Here is a 25,260-nt window from a genome sequence, read left to right on the forward strand (position 1 = left end):
CCATCAGCCGGTTGATCGTGAGGGTCACCACGTTCCGGCCAGGGCAGGTGACGATGACCTCAACGTCGAGGATCTTCATGCGTGTCTCCGTAGGCGGCCGCATCGGCGAAGAGTGTGCTCGCAGTGTGCTCGCGCAAGGCCGAGGCGGGGCAGTCCACCGAGACCGGCCCTTCGAGGGTCGCACGCAGCGCCTTGTGCTTGGCCGCGCCGGGAACGGTCACGATGAGCCGCTTCCCCGACAACAAAGTCGGAAGGGTGAGCGTGACCGCGCGCGTCGGCACCTCATCGAGGGTGGCGAAGCAGCCGTCGGTGACCTGCTGTTTCCTGCATGCATCGTCCAGTTCGACAACCTTCACATGTAGGGGGTCATCGAAATCGGCGACCGGAGGGTCGTTGAAGGCCAGGTGACCGTTGTCGCCGATGCCCAGGCAGATCAGATCCAATGGCCCCGCCTCCAGCAACTCCGCGTATCGGGCGCAGGCCGCCTGCGGGTCACCGTCGGGATCGATGGCATGTGTCTGTCCGGGGCGCACGCTGTCCCAGATCTCGCGACGGAGAAACTTGTCGAATCTCTGGGGCGCCTCCCGGGGCAGGCCAACGTACTCGTCAAGGTGGAAGGCGACGACGCGGGACCAGTCGATGTCCGGGGCGGCGCGCAGCCCCGTAAGCATCTCCAGCTGTGACGGTGCGGCGGCGAACGCGACCCGGGCATGGTTCTGGCGATCCAGAACGTCGCGGAGTGCCTGTGCCGCAGCACTTGCCGCCGCGGCGCCGGCGTCGGCTCGGTCTCGATAGACGCGCACGGTCAGGCGCCCGGCGGAAGTGGAGTGGATCATCGACCATCTCGCTCAAGTGGTGTAACCGATTGCATGATTTCTACTTCGGTAAGGTGCAGGTGGTCAACCCAGCCCGAGCAGGGGGAGCGAAAGTGAGCCGGCCAACGATCTATTCCATCGCCGAGAGGTGCGGGGTTTCGGCCGCGACCGTGTCCCGTGCGTTCACGCGGCCGGAGTTGGTCAGCGCGTCAGTGCGAGCGCGGATCTTCCGCACGGCCCAGGAGCTGGACTATCAGCCGAGCACCGCCGCACGCGGGTTGGTGACGGGCCGCACCGGCATGATCGGCCTGGTCGTCCCCGACATCACCAACCCGTTCTTCCCGCCCTTCGTACGAGCCGTTCCGTTCAGCACGCGGCCGGCCGCACCGGCAACTCGATCGTGCTCATGGACGCCGAGGAGAGCGCGGCCCAGGAGTCGCTGCTGGTAGGGCGGCTGCGTGGCACCGTGGACGGTGTGATCATCGCGTCGCCGCGCTCGACAGGCGCCGCCCTGAGCGAGGCGGCTCGCGGCCTGCCCAGCGTCCTGGTCAACCGGGTTCTGAAGCAACTGCCGTCCGTGGTGTGTGACAACACCGCGGCCCTGTTCGACGCCGGCGACCACCTCTACGCTCTGGGGCATCGCACGATCGCCCTGCTGGCCGGGCCGAGCGCGTCCTGGGCCGCCGCGCGGCGGTCCCAGGCGATCCGTCGCTGGGCCGGTGGCAGCCGCGTGAGACTCCTCGAGCTCGGCCCGTTCCGGTCCACCTTCAAGGGCGGCATGCAGGCGGGTGCGGCGCTGCTGGGCACCGATGCCACCGCGGCCTTCGCCTTCGATGACCTGATGGCCTGCGGGGTCATCGCCGAGCTGACCGCTGCCGGGGTCTCCGTGCCGGCGCAGCGCAGCCTGGTGGGATGCGACGACGTGCTTCTGGCACAGACGATCACGCCCAGCCTGAGCACGGTGAGTGCCCCCATGGACGACCTGGGGAAGATGGCCGTGCAGACCTTGATCAGGCAGATCGAGGCGCCCGCGGGAGAGCCCGTCCACGCCAAGTTGCCAGGGGTGTTCGTGGCTCGCGGATCGACCGCCCCGGCACCGAAACGCTGAGATTTCCCCTCTTGACCGGCCAGGAGTGAGGCGACAAGATACTGCAATCGATTACATTCGTCGCCCAGGGAGGATGCTCATGGACGACGTCCCCTCGCACGTTTCGAGTTGGCCGGACCGATGAAGGCGCTGCGAGGCAGGCTCGCGGACGGGCGGCCGGTCGAGGTGGAGTTCGATCGCGACCGCATTGCCTCCGTCAGGGAGCTCCCGGACGCGCCCGATCTCCTGATCCTTCCCGGCCTGGTGGATGTTCAGGTCAACGGGTATGCCGGACTCGACGTCAACGCCGAAAGCGTCACCGTTGACGAGGTGACCGCCCTGGTCGGCGCCTTGTGGCGGCGCGGCGTGACGACCCTGTGCCCGACGATCATCTCCGCACCCGAGGAAAGGATCGTCAGGGCGCTGAAGGTGATCGCCGACGCGCGCGCCAGTGACCCGCTCATCCGCCACGCCATCCCCGGGATTCATGTAGAAGGGCCGTACCTGTCCTGCGACGACGGCCCACGTGGCGTCCACGACATCCGCCACCTCAGGGATCCCGACATCGAAGAGTTCGAGCGCTGGCAGAAGGCATGCGGCGATCTGGTGCGGATCGTCACACTCGCCCCGGAGCGCGCCGGATCCGCCGCCTACATCTCCGAGGTCACGGGCAGGGGAACCATCGCCTCGATCGGTCACACCGCGGCCTCGGCGGACCAGATCCGAGCCGCGGCGCAGGCCGGAGCGCGACTGTCCACCCACCTCGGCAACGGCACCTCGGCTTCGTTGCCGCGCCACCCCAATCACCTCTGGGCACAGCTTGCGGACGACCGCTTGGCCGCGACCTTCATCGCGGACGGGCATCATCTGCCCGCCGACACTTTCACCGCGATGGTCCGAGCCAAGGGAATGGATCACGCACTGCTCGTCAGCGACGCCGCGACGCTGGCCGGCTGCCCTCCTGGCGATTACACGACGCCCGTCGGCGGCCGCGTCTCGGTCGCGCCCGACGGACGTTTATTCCAGACCGATTCGAATCTGCTGGCAGGCTCGGGCCGATGCCTGACCGAATGCGTCGCATGGGTCTGCACCCACACGGAGGTCAGCCTGCCCGCAGCCGTACGGCTGGCCGCCACGAACCCCAGCCGACTGCTGCGTCTTCCCGATAGGGGAGAGATCGCGCCAGGCAAGCGAGCCGACCTCACCGTGACCACGCCCGACTTGTCGGTACGGACGACCTATGTCAAGGGGGAGGCCGTTTATGAAACCTGACGTCACCGTTGGCATCATCGGCTACGGGCTCATCGGCCGCATTCACGCGGAGGCGGTCTCGAAGGTCGATGGCGCCATTCTCGCCGGCATTGTGAGCAGCGGCGAGGACGTGCCTCCGGGAGTGCACCGATGCGCCACGGACGAGGAGTTGTACGCCGAGGTTGCTCCTGACGTGGTGGCGATCTGCACGCCGCCGACCCTGCATGCCCGGCAAACGCAGTCCGCACTTGAGCATGGCGCCCATGTCCTTGTCGAGAAACCTCCCGCGATCACCGTTGCCGAGCTACGGGATCTGCAGAAGCTCGCCGAGTCAGCCGATCGGCGGTTTGCGGTCGTCTCACAACAACGGCTTCTCCCGCACCTGGCGCACGTCGCGGAGATCGTTCATTCCGGACGGCTGGGGCGGCCACTGCTCGGCGAGGTCCGTCTGCACTGGCATCGCCCGCAGAGTTACTACGAGATCGCCGCGTGGCGGGCGACCGACCCGCTCGGTGGTTCTCTGCCCAATCAGGGCTGGCACGCCGTCGACTTGCTGACCTGGTATCTCGGTCCGGCCACATGGGTCACCGGCCAAATCGGAACTCTCGCTCACGTGGCCGAGGTCGAGGACACGGCCGTCGCAACCGTGCGATTCTCCGGCGGCGCACTTGGATCGATCGTCACCACCACCACGACCCCGCCCGGCCATCCAACCGAGATCAGCCTCTTCTTCGAACGCGGTACCGTCCGCATCCACGACACGGAGATCGTCACCTGGCCTGACGAGATCCCCTTGCCTGGCCGTGGTCGCGTGTCCAGTGGTGCCGCCGATCCCGCCGCGATCGGCGCTGACGGCCACCGTCGCCAGTGGCAGGACCTCATCGACGCGGTCCGGACAGGCGGGCGGCCGGCCGTGACCGCCGCCGAGTCGATCCACACGCTGGCCCTGATCGAGGCCGTTTACACGTCGGCGAGAACGGGCCGAGCCGTTGCTTTGGAGCGAGCATGACGATCAAGCTTGCCGTGGCCGGTGTACGGCATCCGCACATCAACACGATCCTGGCCGAGGCGGAGTCGCGGCGGGACGTGGAGCTGGTCGGCATAGCCGAGCGCGATCAGGAGCTCAGGAGCGGCTATGCCGAGCGATATGACGCGCCCGCCTACGAGGACCACACCCAGCTGCTGGATGCCGTTTCCGCGGATGTGATCGCCATCGGCGACGTCTTCGGTGATCGCGGGCCGATCGCCGTTGACGCGCTGTCCGCGGGCGCTCACGTCCTGTCCGACAAGCCGCTGTGTACGGCCGGCACTGACCTGAACGCGATCCATGAGGCGTGGCGGCGCAGCGGGCGGATGTTGTCGGTCGCCTTCGAGAAACGCTTCTATCCGCCGACCATCGCGGTGTCCGAGCTGCTCAGGAACGGTGAACTCGGTGAACTGGCGTTGATCACCGCCACGGGGCCGCACAAGCTCACCCGGCACAACCGGCCGGCATGGATTGCTCTGTGCCTGGGCATTCACCACATCGATGTGATGCTTGCCCTGATGGGACCATGGCGGCGGGTGAGTGCCATGGCCGCACGGCTGGCGCGGGACATCGAGACCGACGACGTCTCGATCGCGATCGTGGAGTTCGCCAATGGGGCTCTGGCGACGGTCGTCAACAGCGCCTTGTCCCCGCGAGAGGTGAGCCACCTCCGGATCGACACCTCACGCGCCACGATCGAGGTCAGTCATCTGTACGGCTACTCCAACGCCGATTGGACCTACACACCCGCCCCGCAGGTCGCCCCCGAAGTGGCGGCGAAGTGGCCGCCGGATGTGGACGAGCCGAGCGGTCACCTGGCCCAGTTACGCGAGCTGGTCGCGGATATCCGGGCAGGGCGACGGCCGGAGACCAGCGGTGCGGGCGGACGCGCCGCGCTGGAGCTGATCACCGCGATGTACAAGTCGGCGTTCACCGGTCAGCTCGTTGACCAAGGCAGCATCGGTCCGAGCGATCCCTTCTATACGTCTCTCCACGGCGAGGCGCAGTCACACGGTCCCGAGATCGGAAGGAACCCATGAGGAGATCACTTTCACGAAGGGCACTGTTAGCGGTCGTTCCCGGGGCCGCGTTGGCGGTGGCATCGGCGACTGCGGGACACGGCCAGGAATCGGCGTACTCCGCGTTCCGGCTTGCCCGCCTGCGGCCGGGAGATCCCAGCCGACCGGAGATCACACTGCCCGACGGTTACGTGTTCGTGCCCGGAGCGAAATACGACGTGGCCAGCCGCGCGGAGTATTACACCTTCGTCCAGGGGCCCGCAGCGGACGGCGTCGAAGTCCACGTGCGTTGGCCCGACGTCCGCGTTGAAGCGGTCGTGCACATGGACGACCGGCTGCCAATTCGCCACGACCCCGGTGACCCCTGGGCCTTCACCTTCACGCTGCCCGTGAGAAACCCCACGATCGACTCGCTCCAGCCGACCCTTCAGATCTGGAGCCACCCGGAGGTGACCGGCTCGTTCTATTGGCGAATTGAACACAACGACCCCGATCGAGCCGCAGGACCGTGGACCGAGGTGGCGTGGCCCGCGAACCAGGTCCAATCGCAGATCCATCAGTTGTTCGCCACCGAGGCGATCTGGCGGGACTCCGGACTCCTGGCCACGGCCGCGGCCAAGGGACATCGCTGGGTACTGATGGGCTTCGAGACCAACAACACCCTGCACCCGGACAATCCGCCGCACTGGCACATGTCCTACAACGCCGGTCCGGACTGGAGCTCGCCGACCAACAACCCACACTTCTGGATCGACAAGGACGGCAGGAACTTCTACAACGGCATGGACGTCACCGGCCACGGCCGCCTCCGATACCGGGTCGGCGACCCGGCACCGTTGTACGACTTCTCCGGCGACGCCAACGACGGTCGCGGCGAGCTGGTCGTCACCATCACCATCCGGGAGGACGGAGGGCTGGATGTCGACCCACCGGGCGGGCCTCGTTACTCCATGACCGCCGGGCCGGCCGGAGACCTTGTCGACGAAGTCGCGGTACGCCGGGCGGATCGCCCTTGGCTACGCATCCGGACCCGCGACAGAGTGCACGCAGGCCTGCTGACCGCCAACCTCCATGACCTGCAGGAGCCCTCGCGGACTCAGCAGATCGTCCACCGCTACGACAGGCTCACCGGCGTACTCACCAAGTAGCGGATCGACCCCTCGGGGCGCACTCCAGTCGGCGACCGTTGGCGCGCCACCCAGGTGGCCCGGTCGGTCTTTCCTCCTCCTGGGACCCAGGGGGAGGACGGCCTGGCCACAGCGGCCGTGCCCAGCTCGCAGGCGAAATCTCGTGGATGCCATAGCGGAAACGCAGATCATGCCGTTTTTGCGGTTAATAGATGGCATTTAGGCTGGAATGTGCGACAGGTATGGTGGGGTTTGTGACGAGGTTTCGGATCAGCGAGGCAGCCGGGCTGCTGGGGGTCAGCTCCGACACCGTGCGCCGCTGGGTGGACGCCGGACGGCTGACGGCCGAGCGGGACGAGCACGGTCACCGGCGGGTTAACGGCGGGGACCTGGCCGCGTTCGCCCGTGCCCAGGTCGAGGCGCCCGGCGACGGCGGTCGCTCCTCGGCGCGCAACCGCTTTCGCGGGATCGTCACCGAGGTGCTTCGCGATGCGGTGATGGCGCAGGTGGAGATCGCCGCGGGGCCGTTCCGGGTGGTGTCGTTGATGAGCCGCCAGGCTGCTGACGAGCTCGGCCTGGAGGTGGGGGTGGTGGCGGTCGCCGTGATCAAGTCCACCAACGTCGTCGTCGAGATTCCCGGCCGCGAACACGTGCCCGGCAGCTAGATAAGGAGCCCTTCTTGGTGTCCAGGCGTCTTTTCCGATGGGCCCTCGCGCTTCCCCTCGCGCTCGCGATCGCCGGGTTGTCCGGCTGCGGCTCCAGCCAGCCGGACGCCTCGACGGCGTCCGCGTCCGCTGCCGCGGGCGGGGGCGCCAAGGAGGTGACGGTGTTCGCGGCGTCGTCGCTGACCGGCACGTTCACCGAGCTCGGCAAGACCTTCGAGGCCGCTCATCCGGGCGCGACGGTGAGGTTCAACTTCGGCTCCAGTGCGACGCTGGCCCAGCAGATCACCCAGGGAGCGCCCGCGGACGTTTTCGCCGCCGCCAGCCCGGCCACCATGAAGACCGTCACCGACGCCTCCCTGGCGGGTTCGCCGGCGACGTTCGCCCGCAACAAGCTGCAGATCGCCGTGCCCGCGGACAACCCGGCCATGGTGGACGAGCTGAAAGACCTGACCGACCCCAAGGTGAAGGTCGCCCTGTGCGCCGAGCAGGTGCCCTGCGGAGCCGCCGCGATCAAGGCGCTGGACGCGGCCGGGCTGAAAGTCACCCCCGTCACCCTCGAACAGGACGTCAAGGCCGCCCTCACCAAGGTCGAGCTGGGTGAGGTGGACGCGGCACTGGTCTACAAGACCGACGTCATCGCCTCTGCGGGCAAGGCCGAGGGCATCGACTTCACCGAGGCGGACCAGGCGATCAATGACTACCCGATCGCGACACTGGCCAAGGCGCCCGCCGGTGACCTGGCTCAGCGGTTCGTGGACCTGGTGCTGTCGCAGCAGGGCAAGGACGTGCTGGCCAAGGCCGGCTTCGAGGCCCCCTGACTCCCATGGCCGCCGCCGAGCAGAAATTCCCGGCCGACCCGCAGGACGGGTCCGCCGGCCGCGCCACCACATCCCGCCGGACTTCCGCGCGTCCGCCGTGGATGCTGCTGGTGCCCGCCGTGGCCGGGCTGGCGTTCCTGGTGCTGCCGCTGGCCGGGCTACTGATCCGCGCCCCGTGGCCGACACTTCTGGCGCGCCTGGCCGAACCGCACGTTCTGGAGGCGCTGCGCCTGTCGCTGGTGTGCGCCACCATCGCCACCGCGGCGTGCTTGCTGCTCGGCGTGCCGCTGGCGTGGCTGCTGGCCCGGGTGGACTTCCCGGGCCGACGCCTGGTGCGTGCCCTGGTCACCGTTCCGCTGGTGTTGCCCCCTGTCGTGGGCGGTGTGGCGCTGCTCCTCGTGTTCGGGCGGCGCGGCCTGATCGGGCAGTGGCTGGAGGCCACGTTCGGGATCACGCTGCCGTTCACCACCGCGGGCGTGATCGTCGCCGAGGCGTTCGTGGCGATGCCGTTCCTGGTCATCAGCGTCGAGGGCGCGCTACGAGGCGCCGACCAGCGCTTCGAGGAGGCCGCAGCCACGCTCGGCGCTTCCCGCTGGACCGTATTCCGCCGCGTGACCCTGCCGCTCATCATGCCGGGCGTGGTGGCCGGGGCGGTGCTGTGCTGGGCGCGGGCCCTTGGGGAGTTCGGCGCCACGATCACCTTCGCGGGCAACTTCCCCGGCACCACCCGCACCATGCCGCTGGCGGTCTACCTGGCGCTGGAGACGGAGCCGGAGGCCGCGGTCGTGCTCAGCCTCGTCCTGCTGGCCGTCTCCGTGATCATCCTGGCCAGCCTGCGCGATCGGTGGGTGAGCAGCCCATGACCCTGCAGGCGCACCTGGTGGTCACCCGGCCCGCCTTCGCCCTCGACATCACCCTGCAGGTCGCGCCGGGGGAAGTGGTGGCACTGCTCGGTCCCAACGGCGCGGGCAAGACCACCGCCCTGCGTGCCCTGGCCGGCCTGACGGCCATGGCCGGCGGGCACATCAGCCTGGACGGGCAATCCCTGCACACCACGGCCGCCGAGCAGCGGCCGATCGGCATGGTCTTCCAGGACTACCTGCTCTTCCCGCACCTGTCCGCCCTGGACAACGTCGCTTTCGGCCCGCGCTGCCAGGGCGCCTCCAAGGCCGAGGCGCGCCGCGTCGCCGCTGCTCAGCTCGCGCGCGTCGGCCTGGCCGAGCACGCGGCCGCCAAACCCCGGCAGTTGTCCGGCGGACAGGCGCAGCGGGTCGCGCTGGCCCGCGCGCTGGCCGTACGGCCGCGCCTGCTGCTGCTGGACGAGCCGCTGGCCGCGCTCGACGCCCACACCCGGCTGGAGATCCGCTCCCAGCTGCGCCGCCACCTGGCCGGGTTCGACGGCGCCACCGTCCTGGTCACCCACGACCCCCTGGACGCGATGGTGCTGGCCGACCGGCTGATCGTCATCGAGAACGGCGCCATCGTCCAGCAGGGTGCCCCGGCCGACGTGGCGCGCCGCCCGCGTACCGACTACGTCGCTCGCCTGGTCGGGCTCAACCTGTACCGAGGGGTGGCCGATGGCCGGACCGTCAAGGTCGGCGAATTGCCGCTCAGCACCAGCGACCCCCTGCAGGGTCCCGTGTTCGTCGCCTTCCCGCCTGCCGCCGTCGCCCTCTACCGCACCCGCCCCGACGGCAGCCCCCGCAACCAGTGGCCGGCCACCATCGGCGGCATCGAACGGCACGGGGACAACGTCCGCGTGCACCTCGACGGCCCGATCACCGCCTTCGCCGACATCACCCCTGCTGCCCTAGCCGACCTCGACCTGATGACCGGGCAGCAGGTGTGGGCGTCGGTCAAGGCCGCCGAGACCCACGCCTACCCGGCATGAGCCGCCCGGTGTTGATCGGTCGCACGTGTCCTTGCGCGCAGCGGGGGCGCATGCGCCCCGGGAGCGCGGGTAATGACCGCCCACCGGATGAAGGATGGGTGGCATGGGATTGTGGATGAGGTTGAGGGGTCGGTTCGGGCGGCAGGGGCGACGGTTGCGAGCCGTGGCCCTGCAGCGCTTCGGCTGGCGGAAGCTGCGCCCGGGCCAGCAGGAGGCGATGGAGCACTTACTCCACGGGCGTGACGTGCTGCTCGTCATGCCGACCGGTGGCGGCAAGTCGGCCGTCTACCAGGTTCCCACGCTGCTGCTCGACGGACCCACGATCGTCGTCTCGCCGCTCATCGCACTCCAGCGTGACCAGGTGACCGGCCTGCTCAAGGCCGACGCGGGCGGCGCCGTGGCGGTGAACTCGACCTCGTCTGCAGCGGCCGGGTTGGAGAAGGTGACGGCAGGGGATGCGGCGTTCGTGTTCCTGTCCCCGGAACAGCTCGCCAAGCCCGCCGTCGTCGAACGGCTCGCGCAGGCCGCGCCGTCGCTCATCGCGATCGACGAGGCCCACTGCGTCTCATCCTGGGGGCACGACTTCCGCCCCGATTATCTGCGGCTCGGGAAGGTCATCGAGCGTCTGGGGCATCCGCCTGTGGTGGCGATGACCGCCACCGCTGCGCCGAACGTACGCGAGGAAATCGTCCGCTCGCTCGGCCTGGCCGACCCGGCGGAGATCGTCAGGGGGTTCGACCGGCCGAACATCTCGCTGGAGGTCCGGCGGTTCGTCCGCGCCGCGGACAAGAGTCGGGCGCTGGTCGAGTATGCCGCCTCCCACGAGGGCCTCGGCCTGGTGTACGTCGCCACCCGCAGAGAGACCGAGGAGTACGCGGCGACGCTGGCCGGCCGGGGACGCCGGGCCGAGCCGTACCACGGGGGCATGCGAACCGCCGAGCGTACCCGCGTACACGAGCTGTTCACCAAGGGCGACGTGGACACCATCGTCGCGACCTCGGCGTTCGGGATGGGCATCGACCGGCCGGACGTGCGCTACGTGCTGCACGCCGGGCCGCCGGAGTCGCCCGACGCGTACTACCAGGAGATCGGCAGAGCGGGCCGGGACGGCGCGCCCGCCTCGGCGGTGCTGTTCTACCGGCAGGAGGATCTGGGCCTGCGCCGGTTCTTCACCGGCGGCCGAGCCAACGGCGAAGCGCTGCTGCGCGTGGCGACACTGGCTCGCGAGCACGCCGGCACGGTGCCTGCGGGCGAGTTGGCGGCGCTGCTCAAGATGAGCACGTCCAACCTCACCAGGCTCGTCAACCTGCTGGAACGGGCCGGCGCGCTCACCGTGACCGACACCGGCGACCTGCGCTACACCTCCGGCAGGCTGACGCCGGAGCGGGCCGCCGCGCGGGCGGCCGAGCTGGACGAGGCACGACACCGCGTCGACGACTCGCGAATCGACATGATGCGCGGCTACGCGGAGACCAGGGGCTGCCGCCGCCGGTTTCTGCTCGAATACTTCGGCGAGCCGTACGCCCGGACGTGTGGCGCGTGCGACACCTGCGCGAACGGCGAGGCGCGCGAGCTGGAGCCGGCGCCCGGCAAAGGGGCGTTCCCTGTGCGAGCGAAAGTGACGCACAAGATGTGGGGGCCAGGGACGGTCATGAGCCGGGACCATGACCGGATCACCGTGCTGTTCGACTCGGTCGGCTACAAGACCCTGTCGCTGGCCACGCTGAAGGACGTCCTGCGAGATCAGGGTGACTCGGACACATGAGCCGCGGCGATGTCCGGGGCGTAGTCGTAGATCCATCCATTGGCGACCAGCGGGTCCGCATCGGAGAAGGCCCGGTCACGTGCCTCCTGCTCCGGCCCGTCGGGCAGGTGGTTGACGTGCGACCGTGCGTGGCTGAGCTCCTGGATCCGGCTCGTGCGCGGAATGCGCAGCGCCTCGTAGCGCTGGAGTGCCCCGGCGGGATCGCCGACCTGGTCGGCGAGGCAGCGGGCGAGGACGGCGGCATCCTCCATCGCCTGCGCCGCGCCTTGGGCGAAGAACGGGAACATCGGATGCGCGGCATCCCCGAGGATCGTGACCGGCCCGCTGCTCCAGCGGTGCAGCGGTGCCCGGTCCAGCAGCGACCAGCGTCCCGGCGTGCCCCCTGCGCGGATCAGATCCAGCAGCCTCGGGTCCCACCCGGCGAACTCCGCGAGGAACTCCTCAACTGTCGCGGTGGCACTCCACGACTCGACGGAGTCGTCGCCTGCCGGGGCGAAGGCGACCAGATTCACGAACTCGCCTGCGGAGACGGGATAGTGCACCAGATGGTGGTCCGGCCCGATCCACAGCGACTGTGCGGGCCTGCGCGCGAAGGCGGGCGCGCGGTCGGCCGGCACCAGCGCGCGAAACGCGCAGATTCCCGAGTACGTCGCCCGCGTGGGCCCAGCGATCGCATTCCGGATGATCGAGTGGATGCCGTCCGCCCCGATGACGACGTCGGCCTCCACCACCTCGCCATCGTCGAATCGCAGGACCGGACACCCGGTAGGGGAGATCAGCTCGACGCAGCGCTTGCCGAGCCGGAGGGCGGACTCGGGCACCGTGGACTTGATGGCGTTCAGCAGATCCGCCCGGTGCGCGGTGTACGTGTGCTCGCCGTACAGTCGCTCGCACGACGCGGCAAGGTTCTCCGCGGACAGGACGGTTCCGTTCTGCCAGCGCCGGAACTCCCATCCCACCTCCAGCCGGACCGCCCGTCGGGCGAACGCGTCCAGCACGCCCAGTTGACGTAGCAGGCGGGCCGCATTGGGTGCGACCACCAGTCCGGCACCGACCTCCTTCAGCTCCGTCGCCTGTTCGTACACGGTGCTGGGCAGTCCCGCTCGATGGAGGAAAGCGGCCGCGGCGAGGCCGCCGATACCGCCACCGAGGATGGCGATTCGCGGTGTTCCGGTGGTTGATCCGGTCATTCTGTTGCACTCCAGTCCGTCGTGGCTCGCCTGGCGAGCCGACCACGGCCGTCATGGTGACGGACCCGGATCGCTCTTCGGACAGACATGGTCATTCAATGAACATCGTTCTTGCATAGCATCGGGGCGATCGCCAGAGAGGGGCACGAGCGGCATGCCACGAACCAACGAGCCGGGCCGGAGTGTGAGTTCGCGCCTTCTCGACATCCTCTTCGCGTTCCGATCCGATCAGCGCGTGCTCAGCCTCGCCGATCTCGTGCGCAGAACGGGCATTCCACACGCCACCGTTCGTCGGCTGGTCATCGAGCTCGTGGACGCCGGTGCACTCGACCGGAGAGAGGACGGCCGGCTCACCGTCGGGCTGCGACTCTGGCAGCTCGGCACCCTCGCGCCTCGGACGGAATCCCTCAGAGCGCTCGCCCAGCCGTTCATGGAGGATCTCTACGCGGCCCTCCACCAACACGTCCAGCTGGCGATCCGGGAGGGCACCGAGGCCGTCGTGATCGAGCGGCTGTCCGCGCCCGAGGCGCTCGGGCTCGTCTCCCGCGTCGGGGGACACCTGCCGCTGCACTGCTCGGGCGTCGGCAAGGTGCTGCTCGGCCATGCCGGCCGCGAGTTCGTCGACAGCATGCTTGCCGACGGTCTGCGGCGGCACACTCGGCAGACCGTCGTCGACCCCGGCATCCTGCGGAAGGAACTCGCCGAGTGCAGGCGGACCGGGATCGCCACGGTCCGGGGGGAGCTGACGGCCGACGCCGACTCGGTGGCCACCCGGATCGTCGACGGGGACGGCCGAGTCGTCGCGGCGATGTCGGTCGTCGTACGCGCCGGCTCCTTGAAACTGCAGGCGGCGCTCCCCACGCTCCTCGCGAGCGGCCTCGGGCTGTCACGGGCGCTGGGATGGCGTCCCGGAGTCAAGGTTCAGGGCCTCTGACTGGCTGTTCCCCCAACTCGCCAAAATCCCGGACCGCCAGGCGGACGGGTGGCAGGTCTCCGGTTCCACTGCGGTTCCCTGGCCGCCGGTCTCCTACAGGGGGCTGATCGCCCGGTCCCTGGCGGACGTGACGATGCTCCAGGGCAACTCGGGCAACGGGAGCCGGTCCGACCCCGGATCCAGGAGCAGGGAGCCGGCGGGCAACCGCGGTGAGTTGGCCGCCACCACCCTGCCTTCGGCGTTCACCAGCGTGATCTGCGTGGGGCTCGCGGCCAGCACGCCGAGCAGCAGCGCCTCGAACCTGGCCGCTCGCACGTCGGCGCCCACCACGCCGAGGAATCGGCCGTCCACCTCGGCGGGCGCGGTGAACGTCAGCATGTACGTGTCGGTGCCGCCGTAGTCGACGTACGGGCCGACGATGTGGCGGCGGCGGGTGCGCTCGGGCACGGCGAACCATTCGGCGGCCGTGTAGTCGTAGAAGTCGAGGCTCTCCGGGTCGAGGTCCACGTCGAGGAAGATCGGATCCTGTTCGGGCGGCGCCTGCCACCACTCCAGCCACCGCCGGCGGTCGGCCAGCACGCCGGGCGCGACGATGACGCCGGCTCCCGCCACCACCTCCTGCGTCCTGCTCAGGCAGGCGAAGATCTCCGGCCGGACCGCGGCCAGGTCGGCACAGACGAACGAGCCGGAGGCGCGATAGCACGCCACGACGCTCGCCAGGATGCGATCCAACGAGCTGAAAATGTCCGCGACGATCGTGTGGACCCGGTCCGCCACCTGGCCGACGTGCCGATCGCTCATCGTTGCCTCCTCACTCGGATGCGACGAGCCGCCAATGGAACTCCATCAGACGCTCTATCCCCTTGTCGATGTGTTCCTCGGTGAGCGACCTTGCCCGGGCCGGGTCGCGCGCCTCGATGGCGTCGATCACCTGGGTGTGGCTGCGTACCACGTCCTGCGGGTCGACGGCCTCCCCGTACGGGAGCCAGAGCAGCTCGCCCACCTCGGCCTGGATGTCGATCTCGGCGCGCGTCAGCCGTACGGACTGGGCGGCGGCGGCCACCTCGATGTGGAAGCGGCCGTCGGCGCGGCGGCGGTCGCCCACGGAGGTGGCCGCGTCGAGGCGGGCGAGGACCTGGCGCAGGCGCGTGACGTTGTCGGCGGAGGCCCGCAGGGCGGCCAGCCGGGCGGCGGTGCCCGCGATCGCGGAGCGGTAGTCGCCGATCTCGCGCAGCTCCGAGGTGCTGAGCTCGCGCAGGCGGCGCCGCAGCCGGGCCGTGGACGGGTCGGAGGGCGCGAGCACGAACGTTCCGCCGCCACGCCCCCTGCGGGTCTCGACCAGCCCGCGCTCGCGCAGGGCGGCCAGGGCCGCGCGCAGCGTCACGGTGGAGACGTTGAGCGCGTTCGCCAGCTCCAGCTCGGCGGGCAGCTGGTCGCCGTCGGCGATCAGGCCGAGCGCGATCGCCTCGGCCAGCCGGCGCACCACGACCTCCACCCGGCCGGAGCCGTCATCGAGCGGCGCGAAGACCGCCGCCTTGGGGAGCGCCCCCGCGCGCTGGTTCATGAGCAGAGCATATTGCCTTTTGAAATATGAACTCATAGTTTTAAGCGCAACCCACCCTAGGGAGGCCACATGCCGGATCCCGAGAAGAGGTTCGCCGAGGAGTGGCGCAACGCCGCCTACAACTGTTTCTCCTCAGGCCACAAGTTCTGCCGCGAGGTCTGCCCGGTCATGCAGGTCACGCGGAACGAGTCCTGGAGTCCCACCGCCTTCCACGCCAACGTCGTGGCGATGGAGAAGGGTGAGCTCGAGGTCGCGGACGTCGCGGCCGACTACGTCAACTGCACCGGATGCGGCGCGTGCGAGCTGCGCTGCCCCAACTCGCTGTTCACCGGCGACTTCTACCGCTTCCGCACCCGTACGGTCGACCTGGTCAAGGCCGTGCGCGGGCTGGCCGTCTCGCAGGGCGTGCACCAGCCGGGCTGGCAGCGCTGGAACCTGCTCACCGACGAGCGCAGGCACGAGCCGGTGCTGAACGGCACCCCGGTCGACCAGGCGCGGGTACGCGACTGGGCCGACGGGCTGGACCTGCCGATCGGCGGGGAGACCATCTTGTTCGTCGACTGCGAAGCGGCCTTCTACCGCACGTCGGTGCCGCGCTCGGTGGCCCGCATCCTCAACCTCGCCGGCTACAAGTTCGGGCTGATGAACGAGCAGTGGTGCTGCGGTGGGCCGGCGGCCGAGATGGGCTATGAGGAGCAGGCGCGCCGGTTCGCCCAGCACAACCTGGACGACTGGCGGGCGGCCGGGGTGCGGCGGGTGCTGGTGCTCGACCCGCACGACTACATCACCTTCACCGAGGACTATCCGAAGTACTTCGGCGACACCTACGACATCGAGATCGTGCTGGTCGTGGAGCTGCTGGCGGAGCTCATCAGGGAGGGCAGGCTGACGCCGCACGTCCCGGTCGAGCGTACGGTGACCTACCACGACCCGTGCCGGCTCAACAAGCGCAAGGGCGTCTGGCGGGAGCCGCGGGAGATCCTGCGGGCCATTCCCGGATTGACCTTCCATGACGTGGACCGGGTGACGCAGTGGTCGTACTGCTCGGGTGGGGGCGGCGGGCTGCCCGTCGAGAAGCCGGAGCTGACCGCGAAGATCAGCGAGAACCGGGTCGAGAAGGCGGCGGAGCTGGGCGTGGACACGCTGGTCAGCGCCTGCCCGTGGTCGGAGCGGCCGTTGTCGGAGGCCGGCCAGGCGCGCTCGATCGACGTCGTGGACCTGCACGAGCTGCTGGCCGAGTCGCTGGGGGTGGCCCCATGAGCGCGCCGGAGGTGGCGTCATGACCGTCCTACTCGGCGACCCCGTGCTGGAGGAGCTCCGGCAGATTCTCGGCCCCGAGCACGTGCTGACCGGCAAGGCCGACCGGCTCAACCGGGCGCGCGTGCCCGCGCCGTTCCCCGTGCACCGGTGGGCGGAGCGCATGCCGGACCTGGTCGTGCTGCCGGCCTCCACGGAGGAGGTCGCGGAGGTGCTCAGGCTGGCCAACAGCCTGCGGATCCCGGTCGTGCCGCGCGACGGCGGCACCGGGCTAACCGACGGCGCGGTGCCCCTGCGCGGCGGCATCGTCGTGGACGTCAAACGGATCAACCAGATCAGGGAGATCGACCTCGACAACCGTACCTGCACGGTCGGCACCGGGATCAACGCGCTCAAGCTCAACGAGGTCCTCGCCCGGCACGGCCTGATATATCCGGATGATCCGGCGTCCTATCCGTGCTCGCTCGTCGGCGGCCGGATCGGCACCAGCGGCTGGTCGCTGATCGGCTCCCGCTACGGACACACCCGTGACCTGGTGCTCAGCTTCGACCACGTGCTGCCGACCGGCCGGGTCATCCACATCGGCGACGGCATCGGGCGGAAGATCACCAAGAGCTCCAGCGGGTACCAGCTCAAGCACCTGTTCATGGGCCATCAGGGCACGCTCGGCATCGCCACCGAGGCGACGCTGAAGCTGTTCCCGAAGCCGGAGGCGGAGTTCTCGCCGTTCTGGGCGTTCGAGGACTACGACAGCGCCTACCGCACGGTCGGGGCGCTGGCGCGGGCCGGCGTGGCCACGTTCGCCGGGGCGGTGCTGTTCGACGAGTGGAAAGTCGACTACCTGCGGCGCGACGACGAGGCCTACATCCCGCAGCCGTCGTCGGTGAAGGCGCTGGTCTGCGCCGCCATGTACGGCTACGAGGACGAGGTGCGGGCCGGCGGCAGGAGGCTGCTGCGCATCGCCCGCTCGCTCGGCGCCCGCTATCTGGGCGACGAGATCTCCGAGGGCGACTGGGCGGCCAGGCACGACAGGTACGCCACGCCGCTGCACGGCCGTACCCGGTCGGGCCAGGTCGTCCCGATGAGCTGGCACTGCGAGGACGCCTCGATCAACTACACGAACCTGCCCGCCGTACGGCTGGCCTGGCACGAGATCGCCGACCGGCTCAGGCGGGAGAGCGACGTGTTCGACGACTGGGGCATGTTCGCCTACACCAACGGCGCGACCGGCGCCGACTACCTCACCGAGATCGACATCGGCATCTGGGAGCAGCGGCTCGACGACGCCGCCTGGGAGGCGTGGGTGCGGGCCAAGCGCGACCTCGCCGCCGTGTCGCTGGCGCACGGCGGCTCGATCAGCGCCTGCCACGGCTCCTGCCGCGAGGGTGAGGTGGATCTGGTGCCCGTCGAGCTCGGCGGCGGGTACGACGTGATGCTCGACATCAAACGGGCCATCGACCCGAACAACATCATGAACCCCGGCAAGTATCTGCTCGACCAGGCATACGCGGAGAAATCGTGAAATATCGCTATCAGGAGGAGATGTCGCCTCCACCGGTTCAGCGGGTGACCGACGTCGCGATCACCCGATTCGAGCACGTCTTCGAGGTCGAGCCCGGCCTCATGGCCGAGCACGTCACGCAGCAGGCCTTCCCCAACTGGGACACGCTGCGCCTGGTCCGGTCCCGGGCCGACCACCTGGCCTGGATGCACCGGCACTTCGCGGACAAGGTGATCTCCGGCGAGGAGTTGCTCGATGACCTCGACGAATGACGCCCCGCTGAGCCCTGGGGCTGACGCAGGGGACGACGCCCGGCTGGCCGACCTCGGCTACACCTCCGAGTTCCGCAGGGACATGAGCCTGTGGGCCAACTTCTCCCTCGGCTTCACGTACCTGTCTCCCGTGGTCGGGATCTACACGCTGTTCGCCTCGTCGCTGGCCGTCGGCGGCCCGCCGATGATCTGGAGCCTGGTCATCGTGGGCGCCGGGCAGTTCCTGGTGGCGCTGGTCTTCGGTGAGATCGTCTCGCAGTACCCGCTGACCGGCGGCATCTACCCCTGGGCCAGGCGGCTATGGGGACGGCGGTGGGCCTGGATGACGGGCTGGGTGTACCTGGTCGCGCTGCTGGTGACGATCGCCAGCGTGGCGTACGGGGCGGGGCCGTACTTATCCGCTTTTCTCGGGATCGAGGTGGGCACGGGGAACACGATCCTCTGCGCGCTGATCATCCTGGCCGTGGCGCTGGCCATCAACATGGCCGGGACCAGGGCTCTGGCGATGGCGGCGATCATCGGCTTCGCGGCCGAGCTGGTCGGGGCGCTGGCCGTGGGCGGGTGGCTACTGCTCACCCAGCGGCACCACGGGCTCGGGGTGCTGTTCGACTCGTTCGGCGCCGGGTCGGAATCCGGATATTTCATCGCGTTCCTGGCCGCCGGGCTTATCGGGATATTTCAGTACTACGGATTCGAGGCGTGCGGTGATGTGGCCGAGGAGGTGCCCGACCCGACGCGGCGCATCCCCAAGGCCATGCGCATGACCATCTACGTGGGCGGTGCCGCCGCGACGTTCGTCTGCCTGGCGCTGCTGCTGGCGGTGCCCGACTTCGCCGCCGTCGTCTCCGGCGCCGACGGCGACCCCGTCACGAACGTGCTGACCACCGCCTTCGGCGCCACCGGCCTCAAGGTCGTGCTCGGCGTGGTGCTGCTGTCGTTCCTGTCGTGCGCGCTCAGCCTGCAGGCGGCGGCCAGCAGGCTGCTGTACTCCTACGCCCGCGACGACATGATCGCCGGCAGTCGCGTGTTCAGACGGTTCTCCAGGGCCAGGCGCATCCCGCCGAACGCGCTCCTGGTCGCCGCCGTCGTACCCGCGCTGGTCGTGCTCGGCTCCATCGTGTCGGAAGACGCCCTCATCAAGATCATTTCCTTCGCGGTCCTCGGCATCTACCTGGGCTTCCAGATGGTGGTGCTAGCGGCGTTGCGGGCCAGGTTGCGCGGCTGGCGCCCGTCCGGGCCGTTCACGCTCGGCCGCGCGGGGCTCGCCGTCAATGTGGCCGCGCTGGTCTACGGGGTGCTCGCCATCCTCAACATGGCCTGGCCCAGGACGCCCGACGCCCCCTGGTACGACAACTACCTGGTGGCCCTGTCCGGACTGGTGGTGGTCGGTGCCGGGCTGGTCTACCTGCTGGTCGCCAGGCCGTACGACAAGGGCGACGCCCCTTCGGGCGACGCCATCCCTCAGGAGGTCGCACGATGAAGTTCAGTTACGTGATGCTGCCCGACTACCCACTGCGCGAGTCGCTGGCGTCCATTCGCCTGGCCGACGAGCTCGGCTTCTACGCCTGCTACGCGGCCGACGAGACCTGGCACAAGGATCTGTGGCTGCTGTTCGCCGCCGCGGCCCAGCAGACGTCCCGCATCAGGTTCGGGCCCAGCGTGTCCTCGGTGGTGCTGCGCGAGCCGACCCTGATCGCCCAGGCGGCGGCCACGCTCGACGAGCTCAGCGACGGGCGGGCCGAGGTGGTGCTGTCCAGCGGCAACTTCGGGCTGCTCGCGCAGTACAACATCGACTGGACGGTCACCAAGCCGCTCTCGCGCGTGAAGGAGGCGGCGCACGTGGTCCGCACGCTGCTGGACGACGGCGCGATCACCTTCGACGGCGAGTTCTTCAAGTACAGCGGCCTGTTCACCTTCGCCCGCCCGGTACAGGACCGCGTCCCGGTCAAACTCGGCGCGATGCGCGGACCGCGCTCCTTCCGGGCGGCCGGCGAGCACTCCGACGGCGTGCACCACGCGCTCAGCTACACCCGCGAGGCCTACGACTACCTCGTCCAGCACTTCAGAGCCGGCGCGGAGAAGGCGGGCAAGGACGCCTCGACGATGGACATCGGCGCCTGGGTCGTCTTCGCCACCGGCCCGGACTCGGCCGTGGCGAAGGAGGCCGCCCGCAGCATGGTCGGCCTCTACGCCTCGTCCATGCCCGCCGAGCAGCTCGAACGCAACGGCGTCGACCCGAACGCGATGAAGCCGATCGTCGACGCCCTCGGCGCCGGCGACCTGGCCAGGGCGATCGAGCTGACCACGCCCGAACTGGGGGAGCGGCTGTCCATCGCCGGCACCCCGGAGGAATGCGTGGCCAAGATCAAGCGCGAGATCGAGCCGTCGGGCGTCAATCACATGATCCTGGCCATCACCGACGCGACGTTGGTCAAGCAGTTCATGGGACGGGAGCTGCCCGAGGTGGCGGATGTGGACAGCCAGCTCAGGCTGATCCACGACCAGATCATGCCCGCCTTCGCCTGACCGGAAGGGGTACGGCGGACGACGCCGTACCCCTCGGCCGGCCCCGGTGGCGGCTCATGCGTCGACCCCGCGGACACGGAACCGGCGCCACCGCGCGTCGATGCCCTGCCCGTCGAGCGAGCGACTGCGACCGTCCCGGATCGGCAGCATCGTCCAGATCCCGAACCCGAGGCGAACGCGTTCGGGGACGAACGTGCCGTGGGTCTCGTACACCGTGTTGCCGTCGACGCGCCAGACCGCCGTCGATCTGCTCCGGTCGAGCGTGATCTCACACGTGCGAAGCCGGGTGGCGAAGTCGTCGTTGAAGTCCTCATACGGCGACTCGACCACGTGGTAGAACGGCTCCTCTGCCCCCCACGCGCCCAACTGCTCGTGCAACGCGAGCACGCGGGAGGAGGTGCCGCAGACGGCGAACACGCGCTTGCTGTCGAAATCGAAAGCGTGGAAGGCGGCCATGCCCCGACGGTAGTCCCCGGGTTCGCCGCCGATGTTCTCGACCGCGAGGTCGGCGGCGAACGTCGCGGGCCGATCCGGCGGCAGCTCGAACTGGTGCGTCGAGAAGATGAGGTACTTGGCGCTGTCGGCTGGCTGGAACGTGTCGTGCGACAGCGAGAAGCGCGGGATCGTCACCCGCACCTCACCTTCGCCGACGGCCAGCTCCGCGTTGGGGTCCAGCGGGATGTGGTCGCCGCCCGCCGGGAGCGGCAGGCGCGCCGGGCTCCAGCGCGCAGCGTCGAGGTCCGGCCCCGTGAGCTCGTCGTACGTGACGAAGCCGTCGCGATACGTCGCCATTATGCGTCTCCTTCTGTTCACGCCCTCTAGAGGAAGACCCCCGGCGGCACACAGATGTGACGTCACATGCAGATTGCCGAGCGTGCATACGTTCCGATTCATTCCGGAACTGATCGCCACGAGCGGCCTCACATGCCCGCTGTAGTCTCCTCCTTCGGTTCGGTGACGGGCTCTCGCCGGCGCGAGATGACCAGCGGCGAAAGGACTTCGGAGCGTATCGGAGCGAGTAATCCTCCAGCGTGCTGTTTTTGGTCCACGAGTTGTAACGCCGGGCTTGTTTGACGGTCGCCGACATCTGACCTTCCTTTTCGGACGGTGCCGAATGATTCGCATTCCGAAGTTGTGGCAAGGCTTCGGCGTCTTTCAACCCCGCCCTGGACTGTGCTGAGCTTCGGTGAAGGCATGCTCAAAGCTCATATTGCGTGGCCAGGGCGGGGTTTTCTTTTGCGCCATGAAGCGGAGGTGGAAGCGTCGTGCGCGCGGTGCTGAAAGGCAAAATCGATGAGGGGATGTTCGGATAAGTGTGATCCTGGAGAATTCAGGACGGTGCGCTTTGCGATTCGCGCTCTTCCGGCTGCTCGGCGGGGGCGAACATCAGACGTAGGCCCAGGAAGGCGCAGAGGGGGCCGAGGGCGCTCATCGCGGCGGAGCTCACGAAGGCGGCGGCCAGATTGTCGGAGGCGAAGCCGAATCCACCGAAGTAGGTGGCGAACAGCGACGCGAACCCGAAGAACATCCCAGGGATGAGGGAGAGCACCTGGAGGCGGCCGGCCGCCAGCAGTGTGCCGTTGACCACGAAGATGACCAGCCCCAAAGCCACGGTCTGGCCGAATGACCCGGTGCCGAACATATTGCCCGTCGCGCGGTTGAGCAGGATGGCGACCACTCCGAATCCCGCCCCGGCGGTGGTGGCGGTGATCAGTTTCACCGCGTTGGCCTTGGTCGGACCGCCGAGGAGGAAGGTACCGGCCCAGGTGATGAAGATGGCCCACGTCGGCAGGTTGAGCGGGCTCATGGCGAGGAAGACGGTGGCGAAGGCGACGATCGAGGCGCTGACCTCATGAGGTAGGCGAATGCGCATGCAGGGGCTCCAATACGGAGGTCTTGCCGAGTGCAGGAGACAGGTGCCTCAGTCCAGGCCGCCAGGCTTGGCCAGAAGTTCACGCAGAGCCGCGTCGATGAACGCGGTGTCCTTCGGATTGCTGCCGTGCCCGGCGAAGTGGCCCCAGATGCCTGGTATCACGCGGAGTTCGGCGTTGGTCATGTGGCTGACCGCCCATTCCTCGTCCTCGGGCGGGAAGTAGAGGTCCTTTTCCGCGGGCATCACGATGGAGGTCGCCTTGATGGAGGCGAGGGCGGCCTCGGTGTCGCCGTCGAAGCCGGGGGTGCGGCCGACATCTCCGTTCTGCCAGGTCCAGAGCATGGCCAGCAGGTTGTTCGGATCCCGGCCGTCCAGGAAGAACCCCTCCCAGAAGCCGACGAGGAAATCCTCCAGGGAGGTGTAGCCGAGCTCCTCCCAGGACTTCTCCCAGTAGAAGGCCTGGGAGAAGCCCCACCCGGCGTACACCCGGGCCAGGGCGCGCAGCCCGGTGGCCGGCCATTGCTCGCCGTACCAGCCGCCGGCGAAGACGGAGTCGGCCGTCAGGGCGGACTTGACGCCTTCCAGGAAGACGAAGTTGTGGGCGCTCGTGCGCGCCGAGCCGCAGAACGGGGCGATCCGCTCGACCATCTCCGGGTGGCTCACCGCCCACTGGTAGGTCTGCCCTGCACCCATGGACCAGCCGGTCACCAGCGCTATGCGCTCGATGCCGAACACTTCGGTCACCAGCTTGTGCTGCGCCACGATCTGGTCGTAGACCGTGATGTGCGGGAAACGAGCCCGGTCGTAGGGGGCGGGGGTGTTGCTCGGCGAGCTGGACAGGCCGTTGCCGAGCATGTTCGGGACGATGATGAAGTACTGCTCCGGGTCGAGCGCCATGCCCCGCCCGATGAGCCACTCGTTGTCCCAGTGCCGCCCGGAGTACCAGGTGGGGTAGACGATGACGTTGCTCTTGTCCGCGTTGAGCTTGCCGTACGTCGTGTAGGCCAGGAACGCGCCGCGGAGAGTGGCGCCGTGCTGGGTGGTGAAGTCGCCCAGGTCGAAGGTCTGGTAGTCGTTCATGGGAGGACCCTTTCTGAAGGGTGAACGGGAACGTCAGGAGGTCACCGCGCATCGGCCGCGATCGGCCTTGCGCGGACCGTCGGCCGTCGGGCGGATGTCGAAGTCGAAGATCGCCGTCGGCAGGTAGAGCGTGCTGCATGCGTTGGGGATGTCCACCACGCCGCTGAGCCGGCCCTCGATCGGCGCCGAGCCGAGAAGCAGGTAAGCCTGCTCGCCGCTGTAACCGAAGGACTTGAGGTATTCGATGGCGTTCAGGCAGGCGTTGCGGTACGCCATGGTGGCGTCGAGGTAGTGGTTGGTGTCGGTGGTGTGGTCCACGGAGATGCCGACGAACGAGAGGAACTCGCTGTAGCGAGGCTCGACGTTGCCGGGCATGAAGATCGGGTTCGTGGTCACGCCGTACTTCTCCATGCCGCCCTTGATGAGGTCGACGTGGAGGTCCAGGAACCCGCCCATCTCGATGGCGCCGCAGAAGGTGATCTCCCCGTCGCCCTGGCTGAAGTGCAGGTCGCCGGCGGACAGCAGGCCGCCGGGGACGTGCACGGGGTAGAAGACCCGGGAGCCACGGGTGAAGTTCTTGATGTCGTGGTTGCCGCCGTTCTCCCGGGCCGGCACCGTGCGGGCGCCCTCGTGGGCGATCCTGGCCGCGTTCTCACCGGTGAGCTGCCCCGCCAGCGCGTTGTCCGCCAGCGGTGGCAGCGCCAGCGCCGGCACCCGGTACGGATCGGTGTCGATGAGGGCCTGTTCCCGGGCGTTCCAGCGGGCCAGCAACTCGGCGGACGGAGCGGTGCCCATGAGGCCGGGATGGGTGATCCCGGTATACCGGACACCGGGGATGTGCCGCGAGGTGGCCATCTGTCCGTGGAAATCCCAGATGGCTTTGTACGAGTCCGGGAAGTAGTCGGTGAGGAACCCGCCACCGTTGTCGCGGGCGAAGACACCGGTGTATCCCCAGCCCGAGCCCGATCCGTCGCCCGTCGGTTGCGGGATCGGACCCAGGTCCAGGATGTCCACGATGAGCAGGTCTCCCGGCTCCGCTCCTTCCACCGCGATCGGGCCGCTCAGCATGTGAGCGTGCGTCAGGTCGACGTCGCGGACGTCATTGGCCGAGTCGTTGTTGCCGATCTGGTTGTCGGTCCAGTCCCGGCACTCGAGACGGAATTCCGTTCCCGGCGACACGGTGGCGGCCGGCGGGATGTCCGGGTGCCAGCGGTTGTGGCCCGGGACCTTCTGATCGCGCATGGACAGGGTCTGGTCGACGCTGAAGATGACTTCCGGCATGTGCTGCCTCCAAACGGGTTTCGCCGATCAGGGCTTCGGCAGAAGGGCGTGTCGGGGGTCCGCCGTCCGTGCGGGTGCCCGCCGGGATGCGGGGACCGCGTCGACGACGCAGGGCTCGTACGCGCTTGCGTCCTGGGCGTGCAACGCTCGGGCCAGCGCGGCTGTTGTGCGGACCACCATCGGGGAGGTGAAGACACGACGTGACTGGTGACCGCACGCTTCACACGGTTCCTCCGGCCGGGCCTCCCCGATCGGGCGTACCACGTCGAAGGGGCCGCATCCCGCACACCGGTACTGGTACGTAGTCATTACACTCC

General features: G+C 68.9%; 25 protein-coding genes. 16 read left to right on the plus strand and 9 right to left on the minus strand.

The features are described 5' to 3' along the window. Window positions 1–59: 59 nt before the first annotated feature. Window positions 60–836, minus strand: coding sequence for a glucosamine-6-phosphate deaminase (locus ACTWPT_RS34895; RefSeq protein ID WP_443181769.1), 777 nt, complete (start codon window positions 834–836; stop codon window positions 60–62). 385 nt (window positions 837–1,221) lie between these two features. Between ACTWPT_RS34895 and ACTWPT_RS34900 the strand changes: the two genes are divergently transcribed. The 10 genes from ACTWPT_RS34900 (at window position 1,222) to ACTWPT_RS34945 (ending at window position 11,465) form a co-directional block, all read left to right on the plus strand. Next, window positions 1,222–1,923, plus strand: a complete 702-nt coding sequence (locus ACTWPT_RS34900) for a LacI family DNA-binding transcriptional regulator (protein WP_443181770.1) — start codon at window positions 1,222–1,224, stop codon at window positions 1,921–1,923. A 120-nt stretch (window positions 1,924–2,043) separates the two neighbouring features. Beyond that, window positions 2,044–3,174, plus strand: a complete 1,131-nt coding sequence (locus ACTWPT_RS34905; protein WP_443181771.1) for an N-acetylglucosamine-6-phosphate deacetylase — start codon at window positions 2,044–2,046, stop codon at window positions 3,172–3,174. Next, complete coding sequence (locus tag ACTWPT_RS34910) at window positions 3,164–4,162, plus strand: Gfo/Idh/MocA family protein (RefSeq protein WP_443181772.1); 999 nt, start codon at window positions 3,164–3,166, stop codon at window positions 4,160–4,162. Before ACTWPT_RS34905 ends, ACTWPT_RS34910 begins: the two co-directional genes overlap by 11 nt. Next, the gene (locus ACTWPT_RS34915) at window positions 4,159–5,220 is read left to right on the plus strand and encodes a Gfo/Idh/MocA family protein (protein WP_443181773.1); all 1,062 of its coding nucleotides are present in this window, start codon (window positions 4,159–4,161) and stop codon (window positions 5,218–5,220) included. The genes ACTWPT_RS34910 and ACTWPT_RS34915 overlap by 4 nt, the downstream gene beginning before the upstream one ends. A gap of 56 nt (window positions 5,221–5,276) precedes the next feature. Further along, on the plus strand, window positions 5,277–6,347 hold the full coding sequence (locus ACTWPT_RS34920; RefSeq protein WP_443181774.1) for a hypothetical protein: 1,071 nt from the start codon (window positions 5,277–5,279) through the stop codon (window positions 6,345–6,347). A gap of 233 nt (window positions 6,348–6,580) precedes the next feature. Further along, window positions 6,581–6,991, plus strand: coding sequence for a TOBE domain-containing protein (locus ACTWPT_RS34925; RefSeq protein ID WP_443181775.1), 411 nt, complete (start codon window positions 6,581–6,583; stop codon window positions 6,989–6,991). A gap of 17 nt (window positions 6,992–7,008) precedes the next feature. Then, a complete protein-coding gene (gene modA / locus ACTWPT_RS34930; protein ID WP_443181776.1) occupies window positions 7,009–7,809 on the plus strand; it encodes a molybdate ABC transporter substrate-binding protein in 801 nt (266 codons plus the stop codon). A gap of 5 nt (window positions 7,810–7,814) precedes the next feature. Beyond that, window positions 7,815–8,672: an ABC transporter permease gene (locus ACTWPT_RS34935; protein ID WP_443181777.1), complete on the plus strand. Its 858-nt coding sequence runs from the start codon at window positions 7,815–7,817 to the stop codon at window positions 8,670–8,672. Further along, complete coding sequence (locus ACTWPT_RS34940; protein ID WP_443181778.1) at window positions 8,669–9,700, plus strand: ABC transporter ATP-binding protein; 1,032 nt, start codon at window positions 8,669–8,671, stop codon at window positions 9,698–9,700. The genes ACTWPT_RS34935 and ACTWPT_RS34940 overlap by 4 nt, the downstream gene beginning before the upstream one ends. Window positions 9,701–9,815: 115 nt before the next feature. Beyond that, a complete protein-coding gene (locus ACTWPT_RS34945; RefSeq protein ID WP_443181779.1) occupies window positions 9,816–11,465 on the plus strand; it encodes a RecQ family ATP-dependent DNA helicase in 1,650 nt (549 codons plus the stop codon). On the opposite strand, the gene ACTWPT_RS34950 is transcribed toward ACTWPT_RS34945, so the two are convergent. Beyond that, window positions 11,444–12,655, minus strand: coding sequence for an FAD-dependent monooxygenase (locus ACTWPT_RS34950; protein WP_443181780.1), 1,212 nt, complete (start codon window positions 12,653–12,655; stop codon window positions 11,444–11,446). The genes ACTWPT_RS34945 and ACTWPT_RS34950 overlap by 22 nt on opposite strands. 184 nt (window positions 12,656–12,839) lie before the next feature. Here ACTWPT_RS34950 and ACTWPT_RS34955 point away from each other — a divergent pair, with 184 nt between their 5' ends. Continuing rightward, window positions 12,840–13,589 (plus strand): IclR family transcriptional regulator, encoded by a 750-nt coding sequence (locus ACTWPT_RS34955; protein WP_443181781.1) that lies wholly within the window; start codon window positions 12,840–12,842, stop codon window positions 13,587–13,589. A gap of 93 nt (window positions 13,590–13,682) precedes the next feature. On the opposite strand, the gene ACTWPT_RS34960 is transcribed toward ACTWPT_RS34955, so the two are convergent. Next, window positions 13,683–14,390, minus strand: a complete 708-nt coding sequence (locus ACTWPT_RS34960) for a PDC sensor domain-containing protein (RefSeq protein ID WP_443181782.1) — start codon at window positions 14,388–14,390, stop codon at window positions 13,683–13,685. Between the two features lie 10 nt (window positions 14,391–14,400). Next, complete coding sequence (locus ACTWPT_RS34965) at window positions 14,401–15,153, minus strand: FadR/GntR family transcriptional regulator (RefSeq protein WP_443181783.1); 753 nt, start codon at window positions 15,151–15,153, stop codon at window positions 14,401–14,403. Between the two features lie 69 nt (window positions 15,154–15,222). Between ACTWPT_RS34965 and ACTWPT_RS34970 the strand changes: the two genes are divergently transcribed. Genes ACTWPT_RS34970 through ACTWPT_RS34990 form a run of 5 tightly spaced genes read left to right on the plus strand, consistent with a single transcriptional unit; the run spans window position 15,223 to window position 20,709 of the window. Then, window positions 15,223–16,413 carry a (Fe-S)-binding protein gene (locus ACTWPT_RS34970; RefSeq protein WP_443181784.1) on the plus strand — a complete coding sequence of 397 codons (1,191 nt, stop codon included), beginning with the start codon at window positions 15,223–15,225 and terminating at the stop codon, window positions 16,411–16,413. A 19-nt stretch (window positions 16,414–16,432) separates the two neighbouring features. Then, on the plus strand, window positions 16,433–17,932 hold the full coding sequence (locus ACTWPT_RS34975) for an FAD-binding oxidoreductase (protein WP_443181785.1): 1,500 nt from the start codon (window positions 16,433–16,435) through the stop codon (window positions 17,930–17,932). Then, entirely contained in the window at window positions 17,929–18,183 is a 255-nt protein-coding gene (locus ACTWPT_RS34980; RefSeq protein ID WP_443181786.1) for a hypothetical protein, read from the plus strand. Before ACTWPT_RS34975 ends, ACTWPT_RS34980 begins: the two co-directional genes overlap by 4 nt. Further along, on the plus strand, window positions 18,167–19,663 hold the full coding sequence (locus ACTWPT_RS34985) for an APC family permease (protein WP_443181787.1): 1,497 nt from the start codon (window positions 18,167–18,169) through the stop codon (window positions 19,661–19,663). Before ACTWPT_RS34980 ends, ACTWPT_RS34985 begins: the two co-directional genes overlap by 17 nt. Continuing rightward, a complete protein-coding gene (locus tag ACTWPT_RS34990; RefSeq protein ID WP_443181788.1) occupies window positions 19,660–20,709 on the plus strand; it encodes an LLM class flavin-dependent oxidoreductase in 1,050 nt (349 codons plus the stop codon). The genes ACTWPT_RS34985 and ACTWPT_RS34990 overlap by 4 nt, the downstream gene beginning before the upstream one ends. A 54-nt stretch (window positions 20,710–20,763) precedes the next feature. On the opposite strand, the gene ACTWPT_RS34995 is transcribed toward ACTWPT_RS34990, so the two are convergent. The 5 genes from ACTWPT_RS34995 to ACTWPT_RS35015 form a co-directional block, all read right to left on the minus strand. After that, window positions 20,764–21,501: a DUF6081 family protein gene (locus ACTWPT_RS34995; protein WP_443181789.1), complete on the minus strand. Its 738-nt coding sequence runs from the start codon at window positions 21,499–21,501 to the stop codon at window positions 20,764–20,766. 538 nt (window positions 21,502–22,039) lie between these two features. Then, on the minus strand, window positions 22,040–22,582 hold the full coding sequence (locus tag ACTWPT_RS35000) for a DUF1097 domain-containing protein (RefSeq protein WP_443181790.1): 543 nt from the start codon (window positions 22,580–22,582) through the stop codon (window positions 22,040–22,042). A gap of 48 nt (window positions 22,583–22,630) precedes the next feature. Beyond that, the gene (locus ACTWPT_RS35005; RefSeq protein ID WP_443181791.1) at window positions 22,631–23,662 is read right to left on the minus strand and encodes an alpha/beta fold hydrolase; all 1,032 of its coding nucleotides are present in this window, start codon (window positions 23,660–23,662) and stop codon (window positions 22,631–22,633) included. 33 nt (window positions 23,663–23,695) lie between these two features. Beyond that, window positions 23,696–24,943 (minus strand): formamidase, encoded by a 1,248-nt coding sequence (fmdA, locus tag ACTWPT_RS35010; protein WP_443181792.1) that lies wholly within the window; start codon window positions 24,941–24,943, stop codon window positions 23,696–23,698. Window positions 24,944–24,970: 27 nt separating this feature from the next. Continuing rightward, window positions 24,971–25,252 (minus strand): FmdB family zinc ribbon protein, encoded by a 282-nt coding sequence (locus tag ACTWPT_RS35015; RefSeq protein WP_443181793.1) that lies wholly within the window; start codon window positions 25,250–25,252, stop codon window positions 24,971–24,973. Between the last annotated feature and the right edge of the window lie 8 nt (window positions 25,253–25,260).

Origin of the sequence: Nonomuraea sp. 3N208 (assembly GCF_052245935.1) — a bacterium.
Classification (GTDB): Bacteria; Actinomycetota; Actinomycetes; order Streptosporangiales; family Streptosporangiaceae; genus Nonomuraea.

What these genes read in the sequence shown, in the direction of transcription:
- ACTWPT_RS34895 (WP_443181769.1), bottom strand. Translation starts at nt 836, where the DNA reads ATGATCCACTCCACTTCCGCCGGGCGCCTGACCGTGCGCGTCTATCGA.
- ACTWPT_RS34900 (WP_443181770.1), top strand. Translation starts at nt 1,222, where the DNA reads ATGGACGCCGAGGAGAGCGCGGCCCAGGAGTCGCTGCTGGTAGGGCGG.
- ACTWPT_RS34905 (WP_443181771.1), top strand. Translation starts at nt 2,044, where the DNA reads ATGAAGGCGCTGCGAGGCAGGCTCGCGGACGGGCGGCCGGTCGAGGTG.
- ACTWPT_RS34910 (WP_443181772.1), top strand. Translation starts at nt 3,164, where the DNA reads ATGAAACCTGACGTCACCGTTGGCATCATCGGCTACGGGCTCATCGGC.
- ACTWPT_RS34915 (WP_443181773.1), top strand. Translation starts at nt 4,159, where the DNA reads ATGACGATCAAGCTTGCCGTGGCCGGTGTACGGCATCCGCACATCAAC.
- ACTWPT_RS34935 (WP_443181777.1), top strand. Translation starts at nt 7,815, where the DNA reads ATGGCCGCCGCCGAGCAGAAATTCCCGGCCGACCCGCAGGACGGGTCC.
- ACTWPT_RS34940 (WP_443181778.1), top strand. Translation starts at nt 8,669, where the DNA reads ATGACCCTGCAGGCGCACCTGGTGGTCACCCGGCCCGCCTTCGCCCTC.
- ACTWPT_RS34945 (WP_443181779.1), top strand. Translation starts at nt 9,816, where the DNA reads ATGAGGTTGAGGGGTCGGTTCGGGCGGCAGGGGCGACGGTTGCGAGCC.
- ACTWPT_RS34950 (WP_443181780.1), bottom strand. Translation starts at nt 12,655, where the DNA reads ATGACCGGATCAACCACCGGAACACCGCGAATCGCCATCCTCGGTGGC.
- ACTWPT_RS34960 (WP_443181782.1), bottom strand. Translation starts at nt 14,390, where the DNA reads ATGAGCGATCGGCACGTCGGCCAGGTGGCGGACCGGGTCCACACGATC.
- ACTWPT_RS34965 (WP_443181783.1), bottom strand. Translation starts at nt 15,153, where the DNA reads ATGAACCAGCGCGCGGGGGCGCTCCCCAAGGCGGCGGTCTTCGCGCCG.
- ACTWPT_RS34970 (WP_443181784.1), top strand. Translation starts at nt 15,223, where the DNA reads ATGCCGGATCCCGAGAAGAGGTTCGCCGAGGAGTGGCGCAACGCCGCC.
- ACTWPT_RS34975 (WP_443181785.1), top strand. Translation starts at nt 16,433, where the DNA reads ATGACCGTCCTACTCGGCGACCCCGTGCTGGAGGAGCTCCGGCAGATT.
- ACTWPT_RS34985 (WP_443181787.1), top strand. Translation starts at nt 18,167, where the DNA reads ATGACCTCGACGAATGACGCCCCGCTGAGCCCTGGGGCTGACGCAGGG.
- ACTWPT_RS34990 (WP_443181788.1), top strand. Translation starts at nt 19,660, where the DNA reads ATGAAGTTCAGTTACGTGATGCTGCCCGACTACCCACTGCGCGAGTCG.
- ACTWPT_RS34995 (WP_443181789.1), bottom strand. Translation starts at nt 21,501, where the DNA reads ATGGCGACGTATCGCGACGGCTTCGTCACGTACGACGAGCTCACGGGG.
- ACTWPT_RS35000 (WP_443181790.1), bottom strand. Translation starts at nt 22,582, where the DNA reads ATGCGCATTCGCCTACCTCATGAGGTCAGCGCCTCGATCGTCGCCTTC.
- ACTWPT_RS35005 (WP_443181791.1), bottom strand. Translation starts at nt 23,662, where the DNA reads ATGAACGACTACCAGACCTTCGACCTGGGCGACTTCACCACCCAGCAC.
- fmdA (WP_443181792.1), bottom strand. Translation starts at nt 24,943, where the DNA reads ATGCCGGAAGTCATCTTCAGCGTCGACCAGACCCTGTCCATGCGCGAT.
- ACTWPT_RS35015 (WP_443181793.1), bottom strand. Translation starts at nt 25,252, where the DNA reads ATGACTACGTACCAGTACCGGTGTGCGGGATGCGGCCCCTTCGACGTG.